At 71.3% G+C, this 20691-nt stretch carries 16 protein-coding genes; 10 read left to right on the top strand and 6 right to left on the bottom strand.

The features are described 5' to 3' along the window. Nucleotides 1–52: 52 nt before the first annotated feature. The gene (mycP, locus tag E4U91_RS25405) at nucleotides 53–1273 is read left to right on the top strand and encodes a type VII secretion-associated serine protease mycosin (RefSeq protein ID WP_137310993.1); all 1221 of its coding nucleotides are present in this window, start codon (nucleotides 53–55) and stop codon (nucleotides 1271–1273) included. Between the two features lie 77 nt (nucleotides 1274–1350). Here mycP and E4U91_RS25410 read toward each other — a convergent pair whose 3' ends face one another. The 3 genes from E4U91_RS25410 to E4U91_RS25420 form a co-directional block, all read right to left on the bottom strand. After that, entirely contained in the window at nucleotides 1351–1872 is a 522-nt protein-coding gene (locus E4U91_RS25410; RefSeq protein ID WP_137308971.1) for a hypothetical protein, read from the bottom strand. Between the two features lie 69 nt (nucleotides 1873–1941). Continuing rightward, on the bottom strand, nucleotides 1942–4260 hold the full coding sequence (locus E4U91_RS25415) for a DUF6571 family protein (RefSeq protein WP_137308972.1): 2319 nt from the start codon (nucleotides 4258–4260) through the stop codon (nucleotides 1942–1944). A 99-nt stretch (nucleotides 4261–4359) separates the two neighbouring features. Next, nucleotides 4360–4911, bottom strand: coding sequence for a hypothetical protein (locus E4U91_RS25420; protein WP_137308973.1), 552 nt, complete (start codon nucleotides 4909–4911; stop codon nucleotides 4360–4362). Nucleotides 4912–5435: 524 nt separating this feature from the next. Here E4U91_RS25420 and E4U91_RS25425 point away from each other — a divergent pair. Next, nucleotides 5436–5780, top strand: a complete 345-nt coding sequence (locus E4U91_RS25425; protein WP_137308974.1) for a WXG100 family type VII secretion target — start codon at nucleotides 5436–5438, stop codon at nucleotides 5778–5780. 72 nt (nucleotides 5781–5852) lie between these two features. After that, nucleotides 5853–6152, top strand: a complete 300-nt coding sequence (locus tag E4U91_RS25430) for a WXG100 family type VII secretion target (RefSeq protein WP_137308975.1) — start codon at nucleotides 5853–5855, stop codon at nucleotides 6150–6152. 146 nt (nucleotides 6153–6298) lie between these two features. On the opposite strand, the gene eccCa is transcribed toward E4U91_RS25430, so the two are convergent. Beyond that, nucleotides 6299–10381 carry a type VII secretion protein EccCa gene (eccCa, locus tag E4U91_RS25435; RefSeq protein WP_137308976.1) on the bottom strand — a complete coding sequence of 1361 codons (4083 nt, stop codon included), beginning with the start codon at nucleotides 10379–10381 and terminating at the stop codon, nucleotides 6299–6301. A gap of 185 nt (nucleotides 10382–10566) precedes the next feature. On the opposite strand from eccCa, the gene eccD reads away from it, so the two are divergent. Together eccD and E4U91_RS25445 are read left to right on the top strand one after the other, a co-directional pair. Next, nucleotides 10567–12081 carry a type VII secretion integral membrane protein EccD gene (eccD, locus tag E4U91_RS25440; RefSeq protein WP_137308977.1) on the top strand — a complete coding sequence of 505 codons (1515 nt, stop codon included), beginning with the start codon at nucleotides 10567–10569 and terminating at the stop codon, nucleotides 12079–12081. Nucleotides 12082–12272: 191 nt separating this feature from the next. Beyond that, a complete protein-coding gene (locus E4U91_RS25445) occupies nucleotides 12273–13793 on the top strand; it encodes a PQQ-like beta-propeller repeat protein (protein WP_241678681.1) in 1521 nt (506 codons plus the stop codon). 118 nt (nucleotides 13794–13911) lie between these two features. On the opposite strand, the gene E4U91_RS25450 is transcribed toward E4U91_RS25445, so the two are convergent. Continuing rightward, nucleotides 13912–14220 (bottom strand): DUF397 domain-containing protein, encoded by a 309-nt coding sequence (locus E4U91_RS25450; protein WP_137308978.1) that lies wholly within the window; start codon nucleotides 14218–14220, stop codon nucleotides 13912–13914. Nucleotides 14221–14537: 317 nt separating this feature from the next. On the opposite strand from E4U91_RS25450, the gene rpsO reads away from it, so the two are divergent. The 5 genes from rpsO (at nucleotide 14538) to E4U91_RS25475 (ending at nucleotide 19968) form a co-directional block, all read left to right on the top strand. Continuing rightward, nucleotides 14538–14828, top strand: a complete 291-nt coding sequence (gene rpsO, locus E4U91_RS25455) for a 30S ribosomal protein S15 (RefSeq protein ID WP_067239252.1) — start codon at nucleotides 14538–14540, stop codon at nucleotides 14826–14828. Nucleotides 14829–15129: 301 nt separating this feature from the next. Then, a complete protein-coding gene (locus E4U91_RS25460; RefSeq protein ID WP_137308979.1) occupies nucleotides 15130–17352 on the top strand; it encodes a polyribonucleotide nucleotidyltransferase in 2223 nt (740 codons plus the stop codon). Next, nucleotides 17349–18728 carry a M16 family metallopeptidase gene (locus E4U91_RS25465; protein ID WP_137308980.1) on the top strand — a complete coding sequence of 460 codons (1380 nt, stop codon included), beginning with the start codon at nucleotides 17349–17351 and terminating at the stop codon, nucleotides 18726–18728. The genes E4U91_RS25460 and E4U91_RS25465 overlap by 4 nt, the downstream gene beginning before the upstream one ends. A 26-nt stretch (nucleotides 18729–18754) precedes the next feature. After that, nucleotides 18755–19507 (top strand): 4-hydroxy-tetrahydrodipicolinate reductase, encoded by a 753-nt coding sequence (dapB, locus tag E4U91_RS25470; RefSeq protein ID WP_137308981.1) that lies wholly within the window; start codon nucleotides 18755–18757, stop codon nucleotides 19505–19507. 8 nt (nucleotides 19508–19515) lie between these two features. Further along, entirely contained in the window at nucleotides 19516–19968 is a 453-nt protein-coding gene (locus tag E4U91_RS25475) for a tetratricopeptide repeat protein (RefSeq protein WP_137308982.1), read from the top strand. A gap of 124 nt (nucleotides 19969–20092) precedes the next feature. On the opposite strand, the gene E4U91_RS25480 is transcribed toward E4U91_RS25475, so the two are convergent. Then, nucleotides 20093–20644 carry a hypothetical protein gene (locus E4U91_RS25480; RefSeq protein WP_137308983.1) on the bottom strand — a complete coding sequence of 184 codons (552 nt, stop codon included), beginning with the start codon at nucleotides 20642–20644 and terminating at the stop codon, nucleotides 20093–20095. Nucleotides 20645–20691 lie beyond the last annotated feature (47 nt).

Raw genomic sequence — 20691 nt, forward strand, 5'->3', positions numbered from 1 at the left:
TGCGACGGCCGAGACGCGACCGCGCCACGGAGCGCCCGCACGGCCGCCGCTGATGCCGGCCGTCAAGGCACTGGCGGCGGCGACGTCACTCGTCCTGCTGACGCTGCTCCCGGCCGCCCCCGCCCGGGCGGCGGACGGCACCCCGTGCACGTTCCCGTCGAAGCCGTACACGGGCAGGCCCTGGGCGCTGCAACGGGTCAACCTCGACGCCCTGTGGGCCCGTTCGACGGGCCGCAACGTCCAGGTGGCGGTCATCGACACGGGCGTGGACGTCAGGAACCCGCAACTGACCGAGGCCGTCGACGCGTCGAGGGGCAAGAACTACCTGCCGCCGACGAACGCCCGCGGCGAGAGGACCGAGCGCGGCAACGCGTCGGGCACCACGGACCCCGTGGGCCACGGAACGCGCGTGGCGGGCATCATCGCGGCGCGCCCCGCGGAAGGGACCGGCTTCGTGGGCCTGGCCCCCGGCGCCACGATCATCCCGATCGCCCAGAACAACGCGGAGGGCGACGGCACGGCAGCCTCCCTGGCCACCGCGATCGACTACGCGGTGGGCGCCGGCGCCGACGTCATCAACATCTCCCAGGACACGGCCGACGCGGTCGCACCCGACCCGAGGCTGGAACAGGCCGTGGCCCGCGCCCTGGCCCGGCAGGTGGTGGTGGTCGCCTCCGCGGGCAACGACGGCCTGGGCGGCAACGCCAAGCCGACCTACCCGGCGTCGTACGAGGGCGTCCTCGCCGTGGCCTCCTCGGACCGCAACAACGAACGCGCCCCGTTCTCCCAGTCCGGCGACTTCGTCGACGTGGCGGCCCCCGGCGTGGACATGGTCTCGACGGTCCCGGGCGGGGGCCACTGCTCCGACAACGGCACGAGCTTCTCGGCGCCGTACGTGGCGGCGGTGGCCGCGCTCCTGAAGTCGGCGTACCCCTCGTGGACGGCCCAGGAGGTCGTCGCCCAGATCGAACAGACGGCGGAACGCTCCATCCCGGGCCACGACCGCCTGGTCGGCTGGGGCGTGGTCGACCCGGTCAAGGCCCTGACCGCCACCGACCCGTCCCACCCGCCCCGCTCCCCCCACCCCCAGCAGGGCCCGCCCCCACCGAAACCCCCCACGATCTCCCCCCTCCACCTGGGCGAATCCCCCGAACAACGCACCACCCGCCTGGGCACGTACGTGACCATCGGCGGCGCGGTGGGGGCGGCGGCGCTGGGAGGGGTGGCGGTGGCGGTGCGGGATGGGCGGCGTCGGCGGGGGGTGGGGCGGTGATCGCGAAGCTTCCCCAGCGAAACTCGTACCTCAGGTCGGGTGAGTGGTGACGGCAGCCGGAGCCCGACGGGAAGCGATCAACGGCAAGTCGCAGAGGCCTCGACGCCACTGGTGTAGTCACCGATCAGCTTCTCCACCGCGACAGAGTCGTCGACGCCGCGCGCGTACACCTGGATCGCCGTGAACAAGGTGTAGCCGGAGTAGCCGACCTTGTCGCACGCCTCCACCTTCTTCAGGGCGCCGGTGCCGGTGTGGAGCGAGGTGCTGTCATCCGTGAGCTGAGCGGACTCCACCTGCGGGAACGCGTCGGCGACGACGTCGATACCGTCCCCGTCCTCCCACCACTCCTGACTGGCGATGAGTGCCACGCTGCCGTCGACGTTGACCTGGCAGCGCTTGCGGTGGGGTGTCGGGTTCCTTTCCTGCACGTCGATCTTCTCGCCTGGAGGCAGGAGCTTCGAGAGCACGCCTGTGTCAACCGGTACCCCGCAGAGGGCTTCGGGTGCGGCGTACTCCCTTTCATCGGACCCAGCCGAGCAGCCCACGAGGATCCCGACCAGAACGCATGCTGCCGTGATCTTCGCGCTGACTCTGAACAACAAAGGGACTCCTCGCCTGGGTTCGGCCGAACGAAACGGAAGGTCTACGGGTGTCAACGGTGAGCTTCGTCAGATCTCTGTCAGAAGCTCAGGTGCTACTCGGTCCATGTAGTTCCCGGCGCGCAGGTATCCCTTGCTGGCTTCGCTTTCCGCCACGGATGCCAGGTCGTCGGAATGCGCTAGTCGGTATTTCCTCATTGCTTCCGCGGCGGCGTTCCGCGTGTACTTCAAGTTGTTGTCCTGGCCATTCTCCCAATTCTCGCCCATCTTCGGACCGGCGTTGTCCTTCTCGTTGCCCTCGACGTCTTTGAACATCTCCTCCAGGACGACACTGGTCACCGTTCCGGCGACGCCTCCGGCTCCGGCGCCGACGGCGGGCGAAGCGATGAAGGAAGTGCCGACCCCCACACCGGTACCGATCGCTCCGGAAGCGACGTTCTTCCATTGATTGACGGCATGGTCGTAATCGTCGTCCGAGACCGATGCCGGACTCGCGATGGCTTCGTTGCGACCCATGGCAAGAGTTCCCGACACTTCACCCGAATGCCCAGCAATGGCTTGAACGGTGAGCCGCAGGTCATGGTGTGGTCGTTGGGATTCCGGCAGGTCAGGATTCAGGTGGTATTCCACGAGGTCGCTCATGTACTTCTTCTGTGCTACCTCGACGGCTGCATAGCCCTCTGGGTTCTGGCCGAGGGCGAAGAGGAAGCGGGAAGAATCTCGGTGGTTCAATTCGGCCGCCGAGCCCGCCACTGGATACAATTTTTGGATCCTGTCCCAAGCCTGTCGGCCGCTCGTGTCGTTACTGCCAGGATGTGGATCGACGTCAGTTGCCGCACGATCGATATCAGGGAGGTACTCGGACGCGATTTGGCCCATGCTGTCCGACATGTACGGGTGATCCGTGAGGCGGGTGCCGTCGTCCGAAACGGAGGCGACGATCGCTTCGAACAATTTTGTCTGCCCGTCGTGATGCGCGGGAGTGTCCATCGTGCGCAGTTCGCCCGCCGGATGTCCCGTCGTCGCGGCCTCCAGGGCCATGCCCAGGTAGTTGCGCCCCGCGATGCTCTCCTCGCCCTTGTCGTCCACGTCCTGGGGCCAGTCCCGCTCTTCGAAGAGGTAATCGAAGTTGCTGAGTGCCCGCTTCTCCTGTTTGCCGTTGCCGTCCGCGTCCTGGGTGAAGTCGTGGTCCTCGTCCTTCGTGACGAACGTGTCGTTGAAGAACTCCGTTGCGGCATCGGGGTTGTTCGACAGCGCTCTGAGGTAGCCGGTCATCGGGTCCCACCCGGAATCCGTGCCCGTACGGTTGAGCAAGGGGTCACCGCCGGTGCGGCTCCACGCGCCGTGGCGGCCGTTGCCCGTGAACTTCTTCTCCGTCTCGATCAGCTTGTCGCCGTAGTCGACCAGGAACCGGTCGTCGTAGTCGCCCCACCGCATCAGGTTGGTCATGACCTGCGCCCCCAGGGGGAAGCCGCCCGCACGCCCCACCGGCTTGTCAGCCAGGTCGACCATCCGGCCCTTCCACTCCGCCATGCCCGCGCTGTCACTCTGCGACGCGGTGGCGAGCGTGAGGCCGAGGCTCTTCTGCAGGTCGTCGTAGCGGTCATGACGCCTCTGTCCCACGTCCCCCGCCCCCGGTACGTCGTTCAGCCCCGTCCAGAAGTCGAGCGTGCCGCGCGCCCCGAGATCCGTGGCGAAGCGTTCCGCGAAGAGGAGGTCGTTCGCGTACTGCTTGAGGCCGGCGTTCAGGAGGTCGAATTCCGCCGTGGTCAGCTCGCCCGGGTCCTTCTTCGCGAGCCTGGCCAGTTCGTCCGCCTTCTTGAGGGCCGCCGCCGCGCTGTCCCGGTCCTTGTACCGCGCGTCCGAGAATCCCAGCTCGCTCTGGTCCGCGAGGGCCTTGAGGACCGTGCCGGCGGAGTTGTCGCTCTCGGTCGCCTTGTCGAGGATGCCCTGGATCTCGTCGCGGAGTGCGGTGACGTCGGCCGTCCGGTCGGGTTCGCCCCCGGCGGCCGTCTGCGGCGGGACGCTCGACGTGACCATGAAGGCGTCACCGGAGGGAAAGACGGAGAGGCTCCTCTTCCGGCCGTTCTCGACGGCGGTGGTGAGCTGCCGGTGGTAGCCCCTCAGCTCGCCCAGGGTGTCGCTGAGGATCTGGTGGATGGTGCTCGCCTGGGTGTGGGCGTCCGCGAACTCGCCCGCCGTCTTGCCGATGAACTCCTTGCTCACCTGCTGGTTCATCCCGGCCCAGTTGGCCTTGCTCGCGGCCTGGTGCAGGTTCGTCTCCGCGTCCTTCTTCAGCTCGCCGAGGTTCCTCACGAGGGTCGCCCAGTCGGTGACGGCGTCGTCGAGGAGGCTGAAGTTGGCGTGGAAGAGCGTCTCGAAGTTCATGGGGTCGTCCCTGGGTCGGTCGAGTGGAGGGGAAGCCGGAGGGGGGAGAGGCGGCGCCAGGTGCGCGGGGAGGCCGCGCCGCTGCGACCGCCGTGGCCCCTACTCCTTCTTCTTGCCCTGCTCCCCGTAGACCCCGTTCGGCCGTCCCGGCGCCCCGACCCGTTCGTCGAACCCGGCGTCGAGAAGGGCGATGCTGCTGGTCCGACGGGCGATGTAACCGTCGTCCCCGTCGTGCAGCGCCCGCGTGACGTGCATGTGGTTCGCGATGTGCGCGCACGCGTCCATCAGGGACTTGAGCTGTTCCTCCCACCGTGTGGACACGTGCTGGAGGCCGGCTCCGAGGGCGAAGCCCTGTTGCGTCAAGTCGGTGGCGGCGGAATCACTCGTGGGGACGGCCACCCGGGCCCGGTCCCACAGGTCGTTGTACAGGGTGTGCGCCGACCTGCCCAGCGCGGCGAGGTCCTTCTGGCTGGCCTTGAGGACGCCGTACGTGCCCGGCGCCCCGGAGGAGCCGTGCGCACCACCGCCACCGCCACCGCCATCGCCACCGCCGGCACCTCCGGCATCCGTACCGTTCAGCCGCATGTGTGCCGAGTCCTGGCGCTGCCGCAGCGCCTCGGCCTTGAGCTGCTCCCACTCGTCCCACGCCATGGCGGACACCTTCCCCGTTGTGAACCCGCGTTGCCCGCACCGCCACCGCCGTTCGGGCCGCGTTCCTCCGGGGCCGCCGCTGTCCTCGGCCCACCCCTCGCGGCACAAGCTAGCAACTGCCGCTGACCGTGGGTGCGGTGTGTTCGTCCGCCGCCGTCCTGACCACCGCATCATTCAAGCCACAAGCGGAGCCGGCCACGCTCTCCTGGCCCCGTAGGCCCGTAACTTACGTGGCTCATGTCCCAGTTGGGGACGGTGCCCCAGGTGGGTAAGGTGCCGGTGTGTGCTGGGACCGCCCCACTGTGCGATCGCATACCGGCGCACGCCGGAAGGCAGGACGGACACGCTGCGCCACCGGCGCACGGGGGAACCGGGGGAGGGAGCACCGTGCTTCCGGCTGACATCGGGGGGACGTCGCCTGCCCTGTCACCGGCCCGGCCACCGGGCCCACCACTTCGGCGCCGCACCGGTCCACGCCGACCGTTCCACGTACCCCCGCACCACGCGAGAAAGGCAGGCTCACCATGTCCACCCCGAGCCAGAAACTCGAAGACGCAGCGGTCGTCAAGCTGCAGCAGGACATGTACACCAAATACGAGAACATCCGCGCCCGCGTGCACGGCCTCCAGGGCGTCATCGACAGCCTCGAAGGACAGTGGGACGGCATCGGCCGCGCCGCGTTCGACGCGAAGCAGTTCGAGATCAACCAGTCCCTGCGCAACATCGGCGGCATCCTCGGCGAGGTCATCGAGGCGATGACGACCGCGCGCACGATCAAGGACTCCAAGGAGGACGAGGTCCGCGCCGCGGTCAACAAGATCAATCTCCAGGACGGCGCGCCCACCGTCTCCCCCTTCACGTCGATGTGAGCCCCGGCGGACACCCGCCACCAGCCCACCGCACGCCGTCGGGCACCCATGAGAGAGCAGAGGGACCAGCGCATGAGCCGGAACAACGACGGACTGAACGTCACCTACAACGCACTCGACTTCGCCGCCACCAGGATCGCCAACGAGGCGAAGCTCCTCGAACAGGACCTGGAGGAGCTCAGGAAGATGGTCGAGAGCAGCAAGCAGTACTGGGCGGGCGAGGCCCAGGACGCCTTCGACCTGAAGCTCACCCGCTGGAAGAAGGAGGCCGACGACATCCACCAGGCGCTGACCGGCATCGGTCACGTCGTCGGACAGTCGGGCGGCACGTACATGGAGGGCGACAAGAAGGCGGCCAGCTACCTCCAGTGAGCCGTACCGGCGGCTGACGCCGGCCGAGGCCCACTTGACGGTGAGCCGCTGAGCAGGACCCTGGGTGGGCGTGCGCGGGAGACGCCCACCGTTCCTGTCTCCCGCTCGGACGATCATCCCCCCTCACCTGCCGCCGCTGCGCACCCTCACTCGCCGACCTCCCCCGCCAACCCCACCTGCACCATCGGCTTCCCCCGCCGCCGGGACACGAAGATCCCCCGTCCCGCCGGCATCGCCCGCGGCCGCACCCCGCCCAGCAGGTCCCCCTCGGCCGGGTCGCCCGCCAGGACGACGCCCTGGGCGCCGAGTTCCTTCATGCGCTGCATGAACGGCTCGTACGAGGCCCGCCCCGCGCCCGCCGTGGAGCGCGCGATGATGAACCGCACCCCCACGTCCCGCGCGAACGGCAGCAGTTCCGTGAGACCGGCCAGGGGATTGCCGCTCGACGTGGCGACGAGGTCGTAGTCGTCGATGACGACGAACACCGTCGGCCCCCGCCACCAGCTCCGCTCCCGCAACTGCTCCGGCGTGACGTCCGCCGTCGGCGTGCGCCGCCGCACCAGGTCGGCGAGCGCGTCCATGTGGTGCTGCATCTGGTTCGACATGGGGATGTACTCCGCCAGGTGCGAGCGCGGCGTCACACCCAGCAGCGAACGGCGGTTGTCCACCACGAACAGCTTGCAGTGGTCGCCGTCGTAGCGCTCGCCGAGGCGCCGGACGAGCAGCCTCAGCAGGTTCGACTTGCCGGACTCGCTCTCGCCGAGGACCAGGAAGAACGGGTCCTGGTCGAAGTCCACGAACACCGGCTCGAGGTTGTCCTCGTCCAGTGCGAAGGACACGCCCCGCTCCGGGAAGCGGTCGCCGGACGGCAACCGGTCCGCGGCGAACGACCGCGGCAGCAGCCGTACCTCGGGAGCACCCGGCTGCTGCCAGTGCCGGCCCACCTCGGCCACCAGCGCCGACGTCGCGTCCGGGAGGCCGGTGTCCGAGGACACGCCGTCGATCCGCGGTACGGCCGCCATGAAGTGCTGCCTCTGCGGAGTCTGTCCGCGCCCGGGGACCCCCGTCGGCACGTTGGCCGCGACCTTGCGGTCGAACTCGGAGTCCATCGCGTCGCCGAGTCGCAGCTCCAGCCGGTTCATCAGGTGGTCCTTGAGGTTCGCGCGGACCTCCATCGCGCGCGACGCCGTGAGGACGAGGTGGATGCCGAAACCGAGGCCCCGGGCCGCGATGTCCAGCACCACCGGTTCCAGCGCCTCGTACTCCGTGCGGAACGCGCCCCAGCCGTCGATGACCAGGAAGACGTCGCCCCAGGGCTGGTCGGTCACCGGGATGTCGCCCCGCGCGCGGCGGGCGCGGAAGTCGGCCATCGAGGAGATCCCCGCCGAACGGAAGTACTCCTCGCGGCGGTTCATGATGCCGTACACCTCGGCCGTCGTACGGCGCACGCGCTCCGGGTCGAGCCGGGAGGCCACCCCGCCGACGTGCGGCAGCCCGGCCACCGCGGACAGGCCGCCCCCGCCGAAGTCCAGCGCGTAGAACTGCACTTCCTGCGGCGTATGGGTGAGCGCGAACGACGCCACGACCGTGCGCACCAGCGTCGACTTCCCGGACTGCGGCCCGCCGAGGATCTGCATGTGGCCCGCCGACCCGCCGAAGTCGGCCCAGAGCGGGTCGCGCCGCTGCTCGTACGGCTTGTCGACAATGCCGACCGGTACCACGAACCGGCCCGCGCCCTCGTACCCCGGCGGGGTCAGACCGCGGCCCGCGACGGGTGCCAGGCCGGGCAGCAGTGCGTCGAGCGACGGCGGGCTGTCCAGCGGCGGCAGCCAGACCTGGTGTGCCGCCGGCCCCTGCGCCTCCAGCCGGCGCACGATGACGTCCAGCACGGTGTCCGCGAGCGCGTCATCGTCACCGGAACCGGAACCGGAACCAGCACCGGTACCCCCACCGATACCAGCACCAGCACCGGCACCGCGAGCCGCCCCTGCCGCGTCCCCGTCGGCCCCGTCCCCGTCCCCCGACGCCCCCCGCTGATGCGGCACCACCCCCTGCCCCACTACCCCCCGCCCCACCGGCACCCGCGCCGCCGTGAACAGCACGGGCCTGCGGTCCGCGGGGAGGAGCCCGCCGGACGCCACCCGCGGCGCGCCCGAGCGGTGCGCGCCGGAGACGTAGGCGGCCTTGAAGCGCACCAGTTCGTCGGTGCCGAACTTGAGCAGCCCGGACCCGGGGACGTTCGGCAGCTCGTAGGCGTCCGGGACGCCGAGCGCCGCGCGCGACTCCGCCGCGGAGAAGGTTCGCAGCCCGATCCGGTAGGACAGGTGGGTCTCCAGGCCCCGCAGCCGGCCCTCCTCCAGCCGCTGCGAGGCGAGCAGCAGGTGCACGCCGAGCGAGCGGCCGATCCGGCCGATCTGCACGAACATCTCGATGAAGTCCGGCTTCGCGGTGAGCAGTTCGCTGAACTCGTCGATGACCAGGACCAGGGACGGCATCGGCTGCAGCGGTGCGCCGGCCGCGCGGGCCTTCTCGTAGGCGTGGATGTTGGCGTAGTTGCCCGCGTCGTGGAGCATCTCCTGACGGCGGTTCAGCTCGCCGCGCAGGGAGTCGCCCATGCGGTCGACCAGGGTGAGGTCGTCCGCGAGGTTGGTGATGACCGCGGCCACGTGCGGGAGGTGGGCCATGCCCGCGAACGTGGCGCCGCCCTTGAAGTCGGCCAGCACGAAGTTCAGCGTCTCGGAGGAGTGGGTCACCGCGAGGCCGAGGACCAGGGTGCGCAGCAGCTCCGACTTGCCGGAGCCGGTGGCGCCGACGCACAGGCCGTGCGGTCCCATGCCCTCGTGCGCCGCCTCTTTCAGGTCGAGCAGCACCGGCCGGCCGTCCTCGCCGACGCCGATCGGCACGCGCAGCCGCTCCGCCTGCCCGCGCGGCCGCCAGGTGCGCCGGGGGTCGACGGCGGCCGCGTCCCCCAGGTCCAGCAGGTCGGTGAACTCCAGCTTCGCCAGCAGCGGTTCGTCGTCGTCGCCGCCCGACGCCATCCGCAACGGCGCCAGTTGCCGGGCCAGCGCCTCGGCCGCCTCGTACGACAGGACGTCCGGCGTCCCCTCGTAGGCGGGCCCGTGCGCGGACTCCAGCAGCAGGCTCGTCGGCCGTACGACGACGGAGAGGTCGCCGCGGCTGTGGGCGAGGTCGCCGAGCACGACCTCGAGCAGGGTGACGCCCTGGAGACCCTCGGGGCTCGCCAGCAGCGAGGTCGGCGGCAGGGACACGCCGTCCAGGACGACCACGACGTGCGGCTGTTCGGGCACCGGCGGCCCGGCGGGGTGGAAGCGCGGGCGGCCCGCGAGGCGGGCGCCGAGCAGGTCCTCCAGCTCCAGCGGGTCGGTGCTGATCAGCCGGACACTGCCCGCGCCGTCCGCGACTGCGGGCGCCTGCGCGTGCGGCAGCCACTTGGCCCACTCCCACTCGGGCGCCGACTCCGGCGCCGCGGCGACGGCGACGACCAGGTCCACGGGGGAGTGCAGCGCGGTGAGGGAGGCCGTCACCGCGCGCGTGGCGCCGCGCACCGTGGCCGGATCACCGCTGATCGTCAGGTGGAAGAAGGCCCGCAGCGACAGGGCGATCGGCAGGTCCTCCAGCAGGCCGTGGGTGGCGACGAAGCGCTCCACCGCGCCGGCGGTCAGGGGCTCCAACTGGTCGGTGGGCGCGCTCTGCGGGGGCACCAGGGGGGTCGACAGGGGCTGGACCCCGAGACCGACGCGCACCTGACCGAAGTCCTCGTCGCCGGTGCGCCGCTCCCACACGCGGCTGCCCTCGGCGACCAGCGCCCACAGTTGCTCGGGCGAAGGGTGCAGGTAGAACTGGGCGTCCCGCTGGGCCCGCGCGGTGTCCTGCGCGGCGCGCCGCACCTGCGACAGGTAGCGGAGGTAGTCCCGCCGCAGGTCCGCCAACTGCCCGGTGTTCCCCCGGCGGTAGCGGACCAGCATCGAGACGCCCAGGGCGACGGTGGACGCCACCATCACCATGCCCATGATCTTCATGAAGGGCTGGGCCTGCGGGTTGAAGAAGAACACCACGGAGCCGCCCATGCCGAGCATGGGCAGCAACTGCATGAGCGCGCCCTCCCGCTGACCCCGCGGCAGCTCCGGCGGCGGCTGGAGGACGACCTCCTCCGTGGGCACTTCCTTCGGCAGCGCCCGCGGCGGACGCTTGACGACGACGTGGCTCATTCGCACCGATTCCCTGGTCCGCCCGACCCGTTCGGCCCCCCGCCCCGTGTCCGGGGAACGTCGGTCGCGCAGCGTGATCCTACTGACCGTCACTGACATCGGCGGACGATAAGGTGCCGGGTGAAAACCTGTGAGCAGGTGCGAACCGGCCCCGGCCGCACGCACTGACGAGGGGGAGACGACAGGTGAGCACGACGGCCTCCGCGCCGGCCGGCGCGAGCGGCGGACCCGGCACCGCGGCCCCGTTCCCGGCGGTCACGCGGTCCGGCTTCTGCCGGGTCACCATCGTGGCGCCCGACGGCCGCGTCGACGTGGCCCTGCCCGACGACGTCCCGGTCGCGGACCTCTACCCGGAGGTCCTGCGGCTGTCCCGGCAGCGCCCCGCCGAGGGCGCCCCGGTCGGCTACCACCTGGTACGCCGCGACGGGACGGTCCTCGACAGCGCCCGGTCCTTCGCGGCCCAGCGCATCCTGGACGGCGAACTGCTCACGCTGCGCCCGTTCGCCCAGTCGCTGCCGCCGGCCGTCTTCGACGACGTCGCCGAGGTGGTGGCCGCCGCCGTCACGCGCGACCGCACGCTGTGGAGCGGTGAGCACACGCGCGTGGCGGGCCTCGCCGGCGGCGGGGTGCTGCCTGCGCTGCTCGCGTTCGTGGTCTGGAGCTCCCAGACCCGCCACGACATGCATGGCCTCCAGGGCGTCCTCGCCGCCGTCGCCGGGGTCTTCCTGGTCACCTTCGCCTGCGTCCGCGCACGCGTGTACGACGACCGCGCCTCGGCGGTCGCCCTCGGGCTCGGGGCGCTGCCGAACGTCGCCGTCGCGGGGTCGGGCCTGCTGCCGCCGTCCGACGGGCAGGGCGTCGGACGGCTCCAGTTTCTGCTGGCCTGCACCTTCGTGCTGCTGGCCGCCCTGGTGCTCACGCTCGTGTCACCCGGCGGCGACGGCCCCTTCGTGGCGTTCGTGTTCGCCTCGGCGAGCGCCCTGGCCGTCACCTTCGTGGCGCTCCTCGCCGACTTCGAACCCGTCGAGACGGCCGCGGTGTGCGCGCCGCTGTCCGTGTGCGCGCTCGCGTTCCTGCCGGGCCTGTCCGTGCGGTTCGCCCGGCTGCCCGTCGGTTACGAACCGCCGACCCCGTCCGGCGGCTACGCGGACGAGGAGCCGGCCGCGCAGCGACCGGTGGACGCCGAGCGCATCGCCGCCCGGGCCCGCCGCGGCCACGAACTCCTCGTCGGCCTGGTCGGCGGCTGCGCGCTGCTCAGCGTGGGCGCCTCGCTGGTGCTGGGCTTCTCCGACGACCCCTGGGCGCAGCTCCTGGCCCTGGCGGGCGCGGTCGCCATGCTGATGCGGGCCCACCTGTTCCGCTACACCGCGCAGGTCGCGGCCACCCTGGCCGCGGGCCTCGCCGGTCTCGTCGCGCTCGGCCTGGGGCTCGCCCTGAACCCGCCGCGGTCGTCCTGGCGCGACGCCCTGCACGGGGACACCGCCGCGCTCGACGTCCGCAGCGTGTGGCTGGTGGCGGCCGTCGCCGCGGCGGCCGCGGTCGTCACCGCCGTGGGGCTCATCACTCCCCGCCGGGGCGTCACCCCGTTCTGGGGGCGCTTCTTCGAGATCGCCGAGGCGTTCGTCCTGCTGACCCTGGTGCCGCTGGCGCTCGCCGTGTTCGACGTGTACGCGGCGGCCAGGTCCATGGCCGGCACCTGACGGCCGGCCGCGCACCGGCCCGCCGTCCCGGGGCGCCACGCGTGCGTGCGCCGTCCCGGATGCCGCTGCCCCCACGCGTGCGTGCACCCACCCACCGCCCGCCTGCCGCCCCCCTCGCGTGCGTGCACCCACCGCCCGCCTGCTGCCCCGCGTGCGTGCCGCCACCCGTCCTGACGAAAGGATTCGCAAGCGTGAGCTTCGGCCCACCGCCCTCCGTCTTCACCCAGTCCGCGGTCACCGCGCAGACGGAACAGAAGAAGCGCCGACGCCGCACCTGGCTGCTCGTCGCCCTCCTGGTCGCCCTCGTGGCCGGACTCGGCACGGGAGGCTGGCTCCTGTGGGGCCGCGACGCCGGCTCCTCCTCCGACGGCAGGTCCGGGGAAGCGGTCCCCGGCCCCCTCGACGTCCGTCAGACGGTGGAGAAGCCCCCCGCCACCACCACGGGCGCCATGGCCTTCCGGTTCTCCGTGGACGACATGAGCCCCGGCGAGCACTACGCGCTGCCCGGCATGTGGGCCACCGACACGATCCTCGCCAAGGGCATCAACCGGACCCTCGCGGGCTACCCGATCGGCGCGGACGCCGCGCCCGGCAAGAAGCAGGAGAAGTGGACGGTCCGCCTCGACGGCCCGATCTGCGGCTACACCCAGCACGTCACCGTCGACCACCGCACCGCCGTCCTGTTCAAGGCCAGCGACCGCGAGGGGGCGTACTGCAACCACGTCGTCCTCGTCGACCTCGACGACGGCACCGAGGTCTGGGAGCGCACCTTCCCCGTCTCCACGGCGGGCCACTCCGTCAGTTCCCCGCAGCGCACACCGGGCGTCACCCTCGCCCACGACACCGTCGCCGTCACCTGGGGCGGCGGCACCAGCGCCTTCGGCCTGGCCGACGGCCGCAGCAAGTGGCGTACGACGGTCACCGGGTCCTGCCGCGACGACGGCGCCGCCGGAGGGGCCGGACTGCTGGTCCGGCGCGCGTGCTGGAAGGAAGGCACCCCCTCCAGCGACATCTGGGACGGGACGACGTACTCCGTGCGCAAGGTCGACCCCGCCACGGGCGCGACGGTGTGGACGTACTCCGCCGCGAAGGGCGTCCGCGACCTGGTCGTGCCCTCCGCCGAGCCGCCCGTCGTCGGCGTGTCCGCGGGCGACACCGGGCTGACCGAACTGATCTCCCTGGACGCCGAGGGCCGCAACCGCGCCACGGTGAGCCTGCAGAACGGCACCTACGTGGGGGAGTGCTCGTCCTCCGACTACCTGGTCATCGACGACTGCCCGACCATCGCCGTCGGCGACGGCCAGGTCTTCCTGCGCAGCAAGGACCAGACCGACCAGGGCACGTCCAACTGGATCATCGGCTTCGACCTGGCCACCGGGACCACCACCCGCAAGTTCGACTCCGGCCCCCACGCGCTGCTGCGGCCGGTGCGGATGAGCGGGCACCAACTGCTCGCCCTGCGCACCAGCGAGGACGGCATCTCGCCGCACGCCCTGCTGAGCCTGGACCCCGCGACCGGCGGCGAGCGGCCCTACCTCTACTTCGGGCTGCCCGTGGAGGCCGCGCCCCTCACCTCGATCGACGACAGCGACGTCCTCGTCCAGGACGGCCGCGTCTTCTTCGGCGCCAAGACCGCGGACGGGCCCGGCGCGGACCAGAAGAAGGCGTGGATCTACCTAGTCCTCGGCATCGGGAGCGCGGCGCGGGAGTAGGGCACCACGTCACCTCGTCCGGCACGCACGCGTACGTGGACCGCACCACACGCGCACGTGCCGCACGGCGAAGGGGGCGCCCGGTGTCACCACCGCGCGCCCCCGTCGCACCTCTTGCCTACGGGGCGTCCGCCTGCGCCGGCACCCCGCCGTCGCGCGCGTCCGGCTCCAGGTCGAACTCGCCGTCCCGGGCACCCAGCACGAACGCCCGCCACTCCGCCTCGGTGTAGCGCAGCACCGTGTCCGGGTCGAGCGAGGAACGCATCGCCACCGCGCCGGCGGGCAGGTACGCGATCTCCACCCGCTCCTCGTGGTCCTCGGTGCCCGGCGCGCAGTGCCACTCCACGTCCGAGATGTCGAGCGCGTACAGCTCGTCCCGCTCGCGTTCCTTGCGCGCCTTGCGTTCCTCGTCCGTCTCATCGGCCATGGCGGCTCCGGTCCTTCCTACGGGGCAACGAGCTGTACGACTACCCTACTTGGAGCATTCGTCCAGGTCAGAGGATTCCCGCCGACCGCACTCGTTCGAGTGGTACGGCGGCGCGCGGCCACGGGCCCGGCCGGCCCGGCGGACGGGCTCGTCGTCGCGGGCTGCTACTCTTGCATTCGGCCGTTTGTGTACGCACCCCCGGAACGCACCGTTCTGGAGGTCGCGCCCAGCGGATCCCCGCCTTCCGAGTCACGGAAGCTCCCCCGAGACACAGACCGGGGGCACTCGGTGGCCACCACAGATCATGAGGAGTACGCGTGTCGCTCGACGCCGCCACGAAGAAGCAGATCATCTCCGAGTTCGGCACCAAGGAGGGTGACACCGGCTCCCCCGAGGTCCAGGTCGCCATGCTCTCCCGTCGGATCTCCGACCTGACGGAGCACCTCAAGACCCACAAGCACGACCACCACTCCCGCCGGGGTCTGCTGATCCTGGTCGGTCAGCGTCGTCGCCTGCTCCAGTACCTGGCGAAGAAGGACATCCAGCGCTTCCGTGCGCTGGTCGACCGCCTCGGCATCCGCCGCGGTGCGGCCGGCGGCGCCAAGTAGCACGCCGTGGAGGGAGCGGTTCCCGACCGATTCGGGGACCGCTCCCTTTGCCGTACGTACGGAAACATGCGGACTGTCACTCACGCTTTGTAATGTGGTGGCAGAACGCACCACGTACGACACAGCACGACAAGAAGAGGAGGAGCGCACCTCGCCGCCGCCGGTCCTCGGTAGTGGCCCCCGGGCGAAGACAGCCCCGGGTGCTTCGATCGAAGACCGGCCCGCACCAGACGGCGCGCTCCTCCACGACCGTCCCCCTGCCACACGGGCAGCCAGGGACGAGGACGAGGAGACATCACTAGTGGAGAACGAGACCCACTACGCCGAAGCCGTGATCGACAACGGCACCTTCGGCACCCGCACCATCCGTTTCGAGACGGGCCGCCTGGCCAAGCAGGCCGCCGGCTCCGCCGTGGCGTACCTGGACGACGACACCATGGTGCTGTCGGCCACCACCGCCTCCAAGAACCCCAAGGACCAGCTCGACTTCTTCCCCCTCACGGTGGACGTCGAGGAGCGGATGTACGCCGCCGGCAAGATCCCCGGCAGCTTCTTCCGCCGTGAGGGCCGGCCCTCCGAGGACGCGATCCTCACCTGCCGCCTCATCGACCGCCCGCTGCGCCCGTCCTTCAAGAAGGGCCTGCGCAACGAGATCCAGGTCGTCTGCACCGTCATGGCGCTCAACCCCGACCACCTGTACGACGTCGTCGCGATCAACGCCGCGTCCGCGTCCACGCAGCTGGCCGGCCTGCCCTTCTCCGGCCCGATCGGCGGCGTCCGCGTCGCGCTGATCCGCGGCCAGTGGGTCGCGTTCCCGACGCACACCGAGCTCGAGGACGCCGTCTTCGACATGGTCGTCGCCGGTCGCGTCCTGGAGGACGGCGACGTCGCGATCATGATGGTCGAGGCCGAGGCCACCGAGCAGACCATCAAGCTGGTCGAGGGCGGCTCCGAGGCCCCCACCGAGGAAGTCGTGGCCGCCGGTCTGGAAGCCGCGAAGCCCTTCATCAAGGTCCTGTGCAAGGCCCAGTCGGACCTCGCCGCCAAGGCCGCCAAGCCGGTCGGCGAGTTCCCGGTCTTCCTGGACTACCAGGACGACATCCTGGAGGCGCTGAGCGCCGCCGTGCGCACCGAGCTCGCCCAGGCGCTCACCATCGCCGGCAAGCAGGAGCGCGAGGCCGAGCTGGACCGCGTCAAGGCGCTCGCCGCCGAGAAGCTCCTGCCGGAGTTCGAGGGCCGCGAGAAGGAGATCTCCGCCGCCTACCGCTCCCTGACCAAGCAGCTCGTCCGCGAGCGCGTGATCAAGGAGAAGAAGCGCATCGACGGCCGCGGTGTCACCGACATCCGCACGCTGGCCGCCGAGGTCGAGGCCATCCCGCGGGTCCACGGCTCCGCCCTGTTCGAGCGTGGCGAGACCCAGATCCTGGGCGTCACCACCCTCAACATGCTCCGCATGGAGCAGCAGCTGGACACCCTCTCCCCGGTGACCCGCAAGCGCTACATGCACAACTACAACTTCCCGCCGTACTCCACCGGTGAGACCGGCCGCGTCGGCTCCCCGAAGCGCCGCGAGATCGGCCACGGCGCCCTGGCCGAGCGCGCGCTCGTGCCGGTGCTGCCCGCGCGCGAGGACTTCCCCTACGCGATCCGCCAGGTGTCCGAGGCCCTCAGCTCCAACGGCTCGACGTCGATGGGCTCGGTCTGCGCCTCCACCATGTCGCTGCTGAACGCCGGTGTGCCGCTCAAGGCCCCCGTCGCCGGTATCGCCATGGGCCTGATCTCCCAGGAGATCGAGGGCGAGACGCACTACGTCACCCTCACCGACATCCTCGGTGCGGAGGACGCCTTCGGCGACATGGACTTCAAGGTCGCCGGCACCAAGGAGTTCGTGACCGCCCTCCAGCTCGACACCAAGCTGGACGGCATCCCCGCCTCCGTCCTGGCCGCGGCCCTCAAGCAGGCCCGCGACGCCCGCCTCCACATCCTCGACGTGATGATGGAGGCCATCGACCGGCCCGACGAGATGTCCCCGAACGCTCCGCGGATCATCACCGTCAAGATCCCGGTCGACAAGATCGGTGAGGTCATCGGCCCCAAGGGCAAGATGATCAACCAGATCCAGGAGGACACCGGCGCCGAGATCACGATCGAGGACGACGGCACCATCTACATCGGTGCCGCCGACGGCCCCTCCGCCGAGGCCGCCCGCGCCACGATCAACGGCATCGCCAACCCGACGATGCCCGAGGTCGGCGAGCGCTACCTGGGCACGGTCGTGAAGACGACCACCTTCGGTGCCTTCGTCTCCCTGCTCCCCGGCAAGGACGGTCTGCTGCACATCTCGCAGATCCGCAAGCTCGCCGGCGGCAAGCGCGTGGAGAACGTCGAGGACGTCCTCGGCGTGGGCCAGAAGGTCCAGGTCGAGATCGCCGAGATCGACTCCCGCGGCAAGCTCTCCCTCATCCCCGTGATCGAGGGCGAGGAAGGCTCCGAGGACGACACGAAGGACGACACCGACAAGTGACGTCGAGCAGCTCGACGGCGACGGCCCGCACCTCTTCGGAGGCGCGGGCCGTCGCCCGTACCCAAACCCTCATCAAGGGCACCGACGGCACCGGCACGGTCCGCAGGACCACCCTCCCCGGCGGTCTGCGCATCGTCACCGAGACCCTGCCCTCGGTCCGCTCCGCGACCTTCGGCATCTGGGCGCACGTCGGCTCCCGCGACGAGACCCCCGCGCTGAACGGCGCCACGCACTACCTCGAGCACCTCCTGTTCAAGGGCACCCAGAAGCGCAGCGCCCTGGACATCTCCGCCGCCCTCGACGCGGTCGGCGGCGAGATGAACGCCTTCACGGCGAAGGAGTACACGTGCTACTACGCGCGCGTGCTCGACGCCGACCTGCCGCTCGCCATCGATGTGGTCTGCGACATGCTCACCGGCTCGCTGATCCTCGAAGAGGACGTCAACGTCGAGCGCGGTGCCATCCTCGAAGAGATCGCGATGACCGAGGACGACCCGGGCGACTGCGTGCACGACCTGTTCGCGCACACGATGTTCGGCGACAACCCCCTCGGCCGCCCCGTCCTCGGCACGGTCGACACGGTCAACGCCCTCACCGCGGACCGCATCCGCCGCTTCTACAAGAAGCACTACGACCCCACCCACCTCGTGGTCGCCTGCGCCGGCAACGTCGACCACCAGAAGGTCGTCCGCCAGGTCCGCGCCGCCTTCGAGAAGTCCGGCGCGCTGCGCGACCCGGACGCCGTGCCGGTCGCCCCGCGCGGCGGCAGCCGCACCCTGCGCACCGCCGGCCGGGTCGAACTGCTCGGCCGCAAGACCGAGCAGGCGCACGTCGTCCTCGGCATGCCCGGCCTGTCCCGCACGGACGACCGCCGCTGGGCCCTGGGCGTCCTGAACACCGCCCTGGGCGGCGGGATGTCCTCGCGCCTGTTCCAGGAGGTCCGCGAGAAGCGCGGCCTGGCCTACAGCGTGTACTCGTACACCTCCGGGTTCGCCGACTGCGGCCTGTTCGGCGTGTACGCCGGCTGCCGGCCCAGCCAGGTCCACGACGTGCTGAAGATCTGCCGCGACGAACTCGACCAGGTCGCCCAGCACGGCCTCCCCGACGACGAGATCGACCGCGCCATCGGCCAGCTCAAGGGCTCCACGGTCCTCGGCCTGGAGGACACCGGTGCGCTGATGAACCGCATCGGCAAGAGCGAGCTGTGCTGGGGCGAGCAGATGTCCGTCGACGACATGCTGTCCCGGATAGCGGCCGTGACCCCGGACGACGTCCGCGCGGTGGCCCGCGAGGTCCTGGGCCGGCGCCCGTCGCTGTCGGTCATCGGCCCCCTGAAGGACAAGCAGGCCGCGCGCCTGCACGACGCGGTCGCCTGACCCACCTGGCAAAGGAAGCAACAGACATGAGCAAGCTGCGCGTGGCGGTCCTCGGCGCCCGGGGCCGGATCGGTTCCGAGGCGGTCCGGGCCGTGGAGGCCGCCGAGGACATGGAGCTGGTGGCCGCCCTCGGCCGGGGCGACTCGCTCCAGGCGCTGACCGACGCCGGCGCCCAGGTGGCCGTGGAACTGACCACGCCCGCCTCGGTCATGGACAACCTCGAGTTCTGCGTGGGCCACGGCATCCACGCCGTCGTCGGCACCACCGGCTGGAACGACGAGCGCCTGGCATCCCTCCAGCAGTGGCTGGCCGGCTCCCCGCGGACCGGTGTGCTCATCGCGCCGAACTTCTCCATCGGCGCCGTGCTCACCATGAAGTTCGCGCAGATCGCCGCGCCGTACTTCGAATCGGTGGAGGTCGTCGAGCTGCACCACCCGAACAAGGTGGACGCCCCCTCGGGCACCGCCACGCGCACCGCCCAGCTCATCGCCGAGGCCCGCGCCAAGGCCGGTACGGCCCCCGCGCCGGACGCCACCACGACCGCCCTGGACGGCGCCCGCGGCGCGGACGTCGACGGGGTGCCCGTGCACGCGGTCCGTCTGCGGGGCCTGCTGGCCCACCAGGAGGTCCTGCTCGGCGGCGAGGGCGAGACCCTGACCGTCCGGCACGACTCCCTGCACCACAGCAGCTTCATGCCGGGCATCCTGCTGGGCGCCCGCCGGGTGGTGACGACGCCCGGCCTGACCTTCGGCCTGGAACACTTCCTGGACCTGGGTTGACCTCGACCATGCGAGCCAAGCTGTCCTACCTCGTCACGGCCGCCGTCCTGGTCTTCTACTTCGTCCTGGTCGGCAGCCGAGGCGTCCTGCTCATCCAGTCCGGCACGCTCGTCACCGTCGCCTTCGGCGTGGCGGTGCTGGTCCTGCCGGTCATCGGCCTGTGGTTCCTTTGGAAGAACACCCAGTTCGTCCGCCGGGCCAACGCCCTGGCCGCCGAACTCGACGCCGAGGGCGGTCTGCCCGTCGACGAGCTGCGGCGCACCCCGAGCGGCCGGATCGACCGGGAGTCGGCCGACGAGGTCTTCGCCCGACGCAAGGCCGAGACGGAGGCCGCGCCCGACGACTGGCGCACCTGGTTCCGCCTCGCCGTCGCCTACCACGACGCCCGCGACACCCCGCGCGCCCGCAAGGCCATGCAGCGCGCCATAGCCCTGCACGACGGCAAGCCCGTCCAGGCGTGAGCCACCGGCGCCCACAAGGCGCCGCGCGGCCGCGCAACGGGCGCTGACAGAGCCGACCGGGCACAGCGAAGGGGCCGACCCGCACGTGGCGGGCCGGCCCCTTGGCGCGTCCGTAGGGGCGGCGTCAGCCCGCGTGCTCCGCGGCCCACGCCTCGACCGTGTCGGCCGCCCGGTCGAAGGCCTCGTGGCGCGCGAGGAAGTCCGCGTCGTGCGTGGTCAGCAGCGGTACGGCGGCCTCGGCGCCCCGGTTCCGGCGGACGAGGACCAGCGCCTGCCCCTGCACGGTCCGCGGCAGCCCCAGCCAGCGCACCGGCTGCTGCACGGTCCGCACCGCCCCGACCTGGCCCCACGGCACCGTCCGCGTCACGAGCAACCCGACCTGGCGCAGCCCGTGCGAGCTGACCCACACACCCATCCGCAGCAGCCGCAGTGCCCCGGCGATGACCAGCAGCGAGAGCCCGAAGACGGTGGCCGCCTCGGAGAGGGAGCCGGTGAGGGCGATGAGGACCGCCGCGAACAGCACGAACGAGGCCAACAGCAGCAGGACCGCGGCTACGCCGACCCGCCAGGGACCGGGCCGGTAGGGGCGCCGCCAGCGCTCGTGGTCGTCGTGGGGCAGTGCGACGTCGTCCGCGGCCTCGAAGGCGTGATCGGCCGTCAGGAAGGGCAGGGGCACGGGTGGTCCTCACTCGATCCATGCTGGAGCTGTGACCGGTGAGGTTA

This window comes from Streptomyces lasalocidi (assembly GCF_005280215.1).
GTDB classification, from domain to species: domain Bacteria; phylum Actinomycetota; class Actinomycetes; order Streptomycetales; family Streptomycetaceae; genus Streptomyces; species Streptomyces longwoodensis.

What these genes read in the sequence shown, in the direction of transcription:
- dapB (WP_137308981.1), top strand. Translation starts at nt 18,755, where the DNA reads ATGAGCAAGCTGCGCGTGGCGGTCCTCGGCGCCCGGGGCCGGATCGGT.
- E4U91_RS25415 (WP_137308972.1), bottom strand. Translation starts at nt 4,260, where the DNA reads ATGAACTTCGAGACGCTCTTCCACGCCAACTTCAGCCTCCTCGACGAC.
- E4U91_RS25425 (WP_137308974.1), top strand. Translation starts at nt 5,436, where the DNA reads ATGTCCACCCCGAGCCAGAAACTCGAAGACGCAGCGGTCGTCAAGCTG.
- E4U91_RS25430 (WP_137308975.1), top strand. Translation starts at nt 5,853, where the DNA reads ATGAGCCGGAACAACGACGGACTGAACGTCACCTACAACGCACTCGAC.
- E4U91_RS25475 (WP_137308982.1), top strand. Translation starts at nt 19,516, where the DNA reads ATGCGAGCCAAGCTGTCCTACCTCGTCACGGCCGCCGTCCTGGTCTTC.
- mycP (WP_137310993.1), top strand. Translation starts at nt 53, where the DNA reads ATGCCGGCCGTCAAGGCACTGGCGGCGGCGACGTCACTCGTCCTGCTG.
- eccCa (WP_137308976.1), bottom strand. Translation starts at nt 10,381, where the DNA reads ATGAGCCACGTCGTCGTCAAGCGTCCGCCGCGGGCGCTGCCGAAGGAA.
- E4U91_RS25450 (WP_137308978.1), bottom strand. Translation starts at nt 14,220, where the DNA reads ATGGCCGATGAGACGGACGAGGAACGCAAGGCGCGCAAGGAACGCGAG.
- E4U91_RS25420 (WP_137308973.1), bottom strand. Translation starts at nt 4,911, where the DNA reads ATGGCGTGGGACGAGTGGGAGCAGCTCAAGGCCGAGGCGCTGCGGCAG.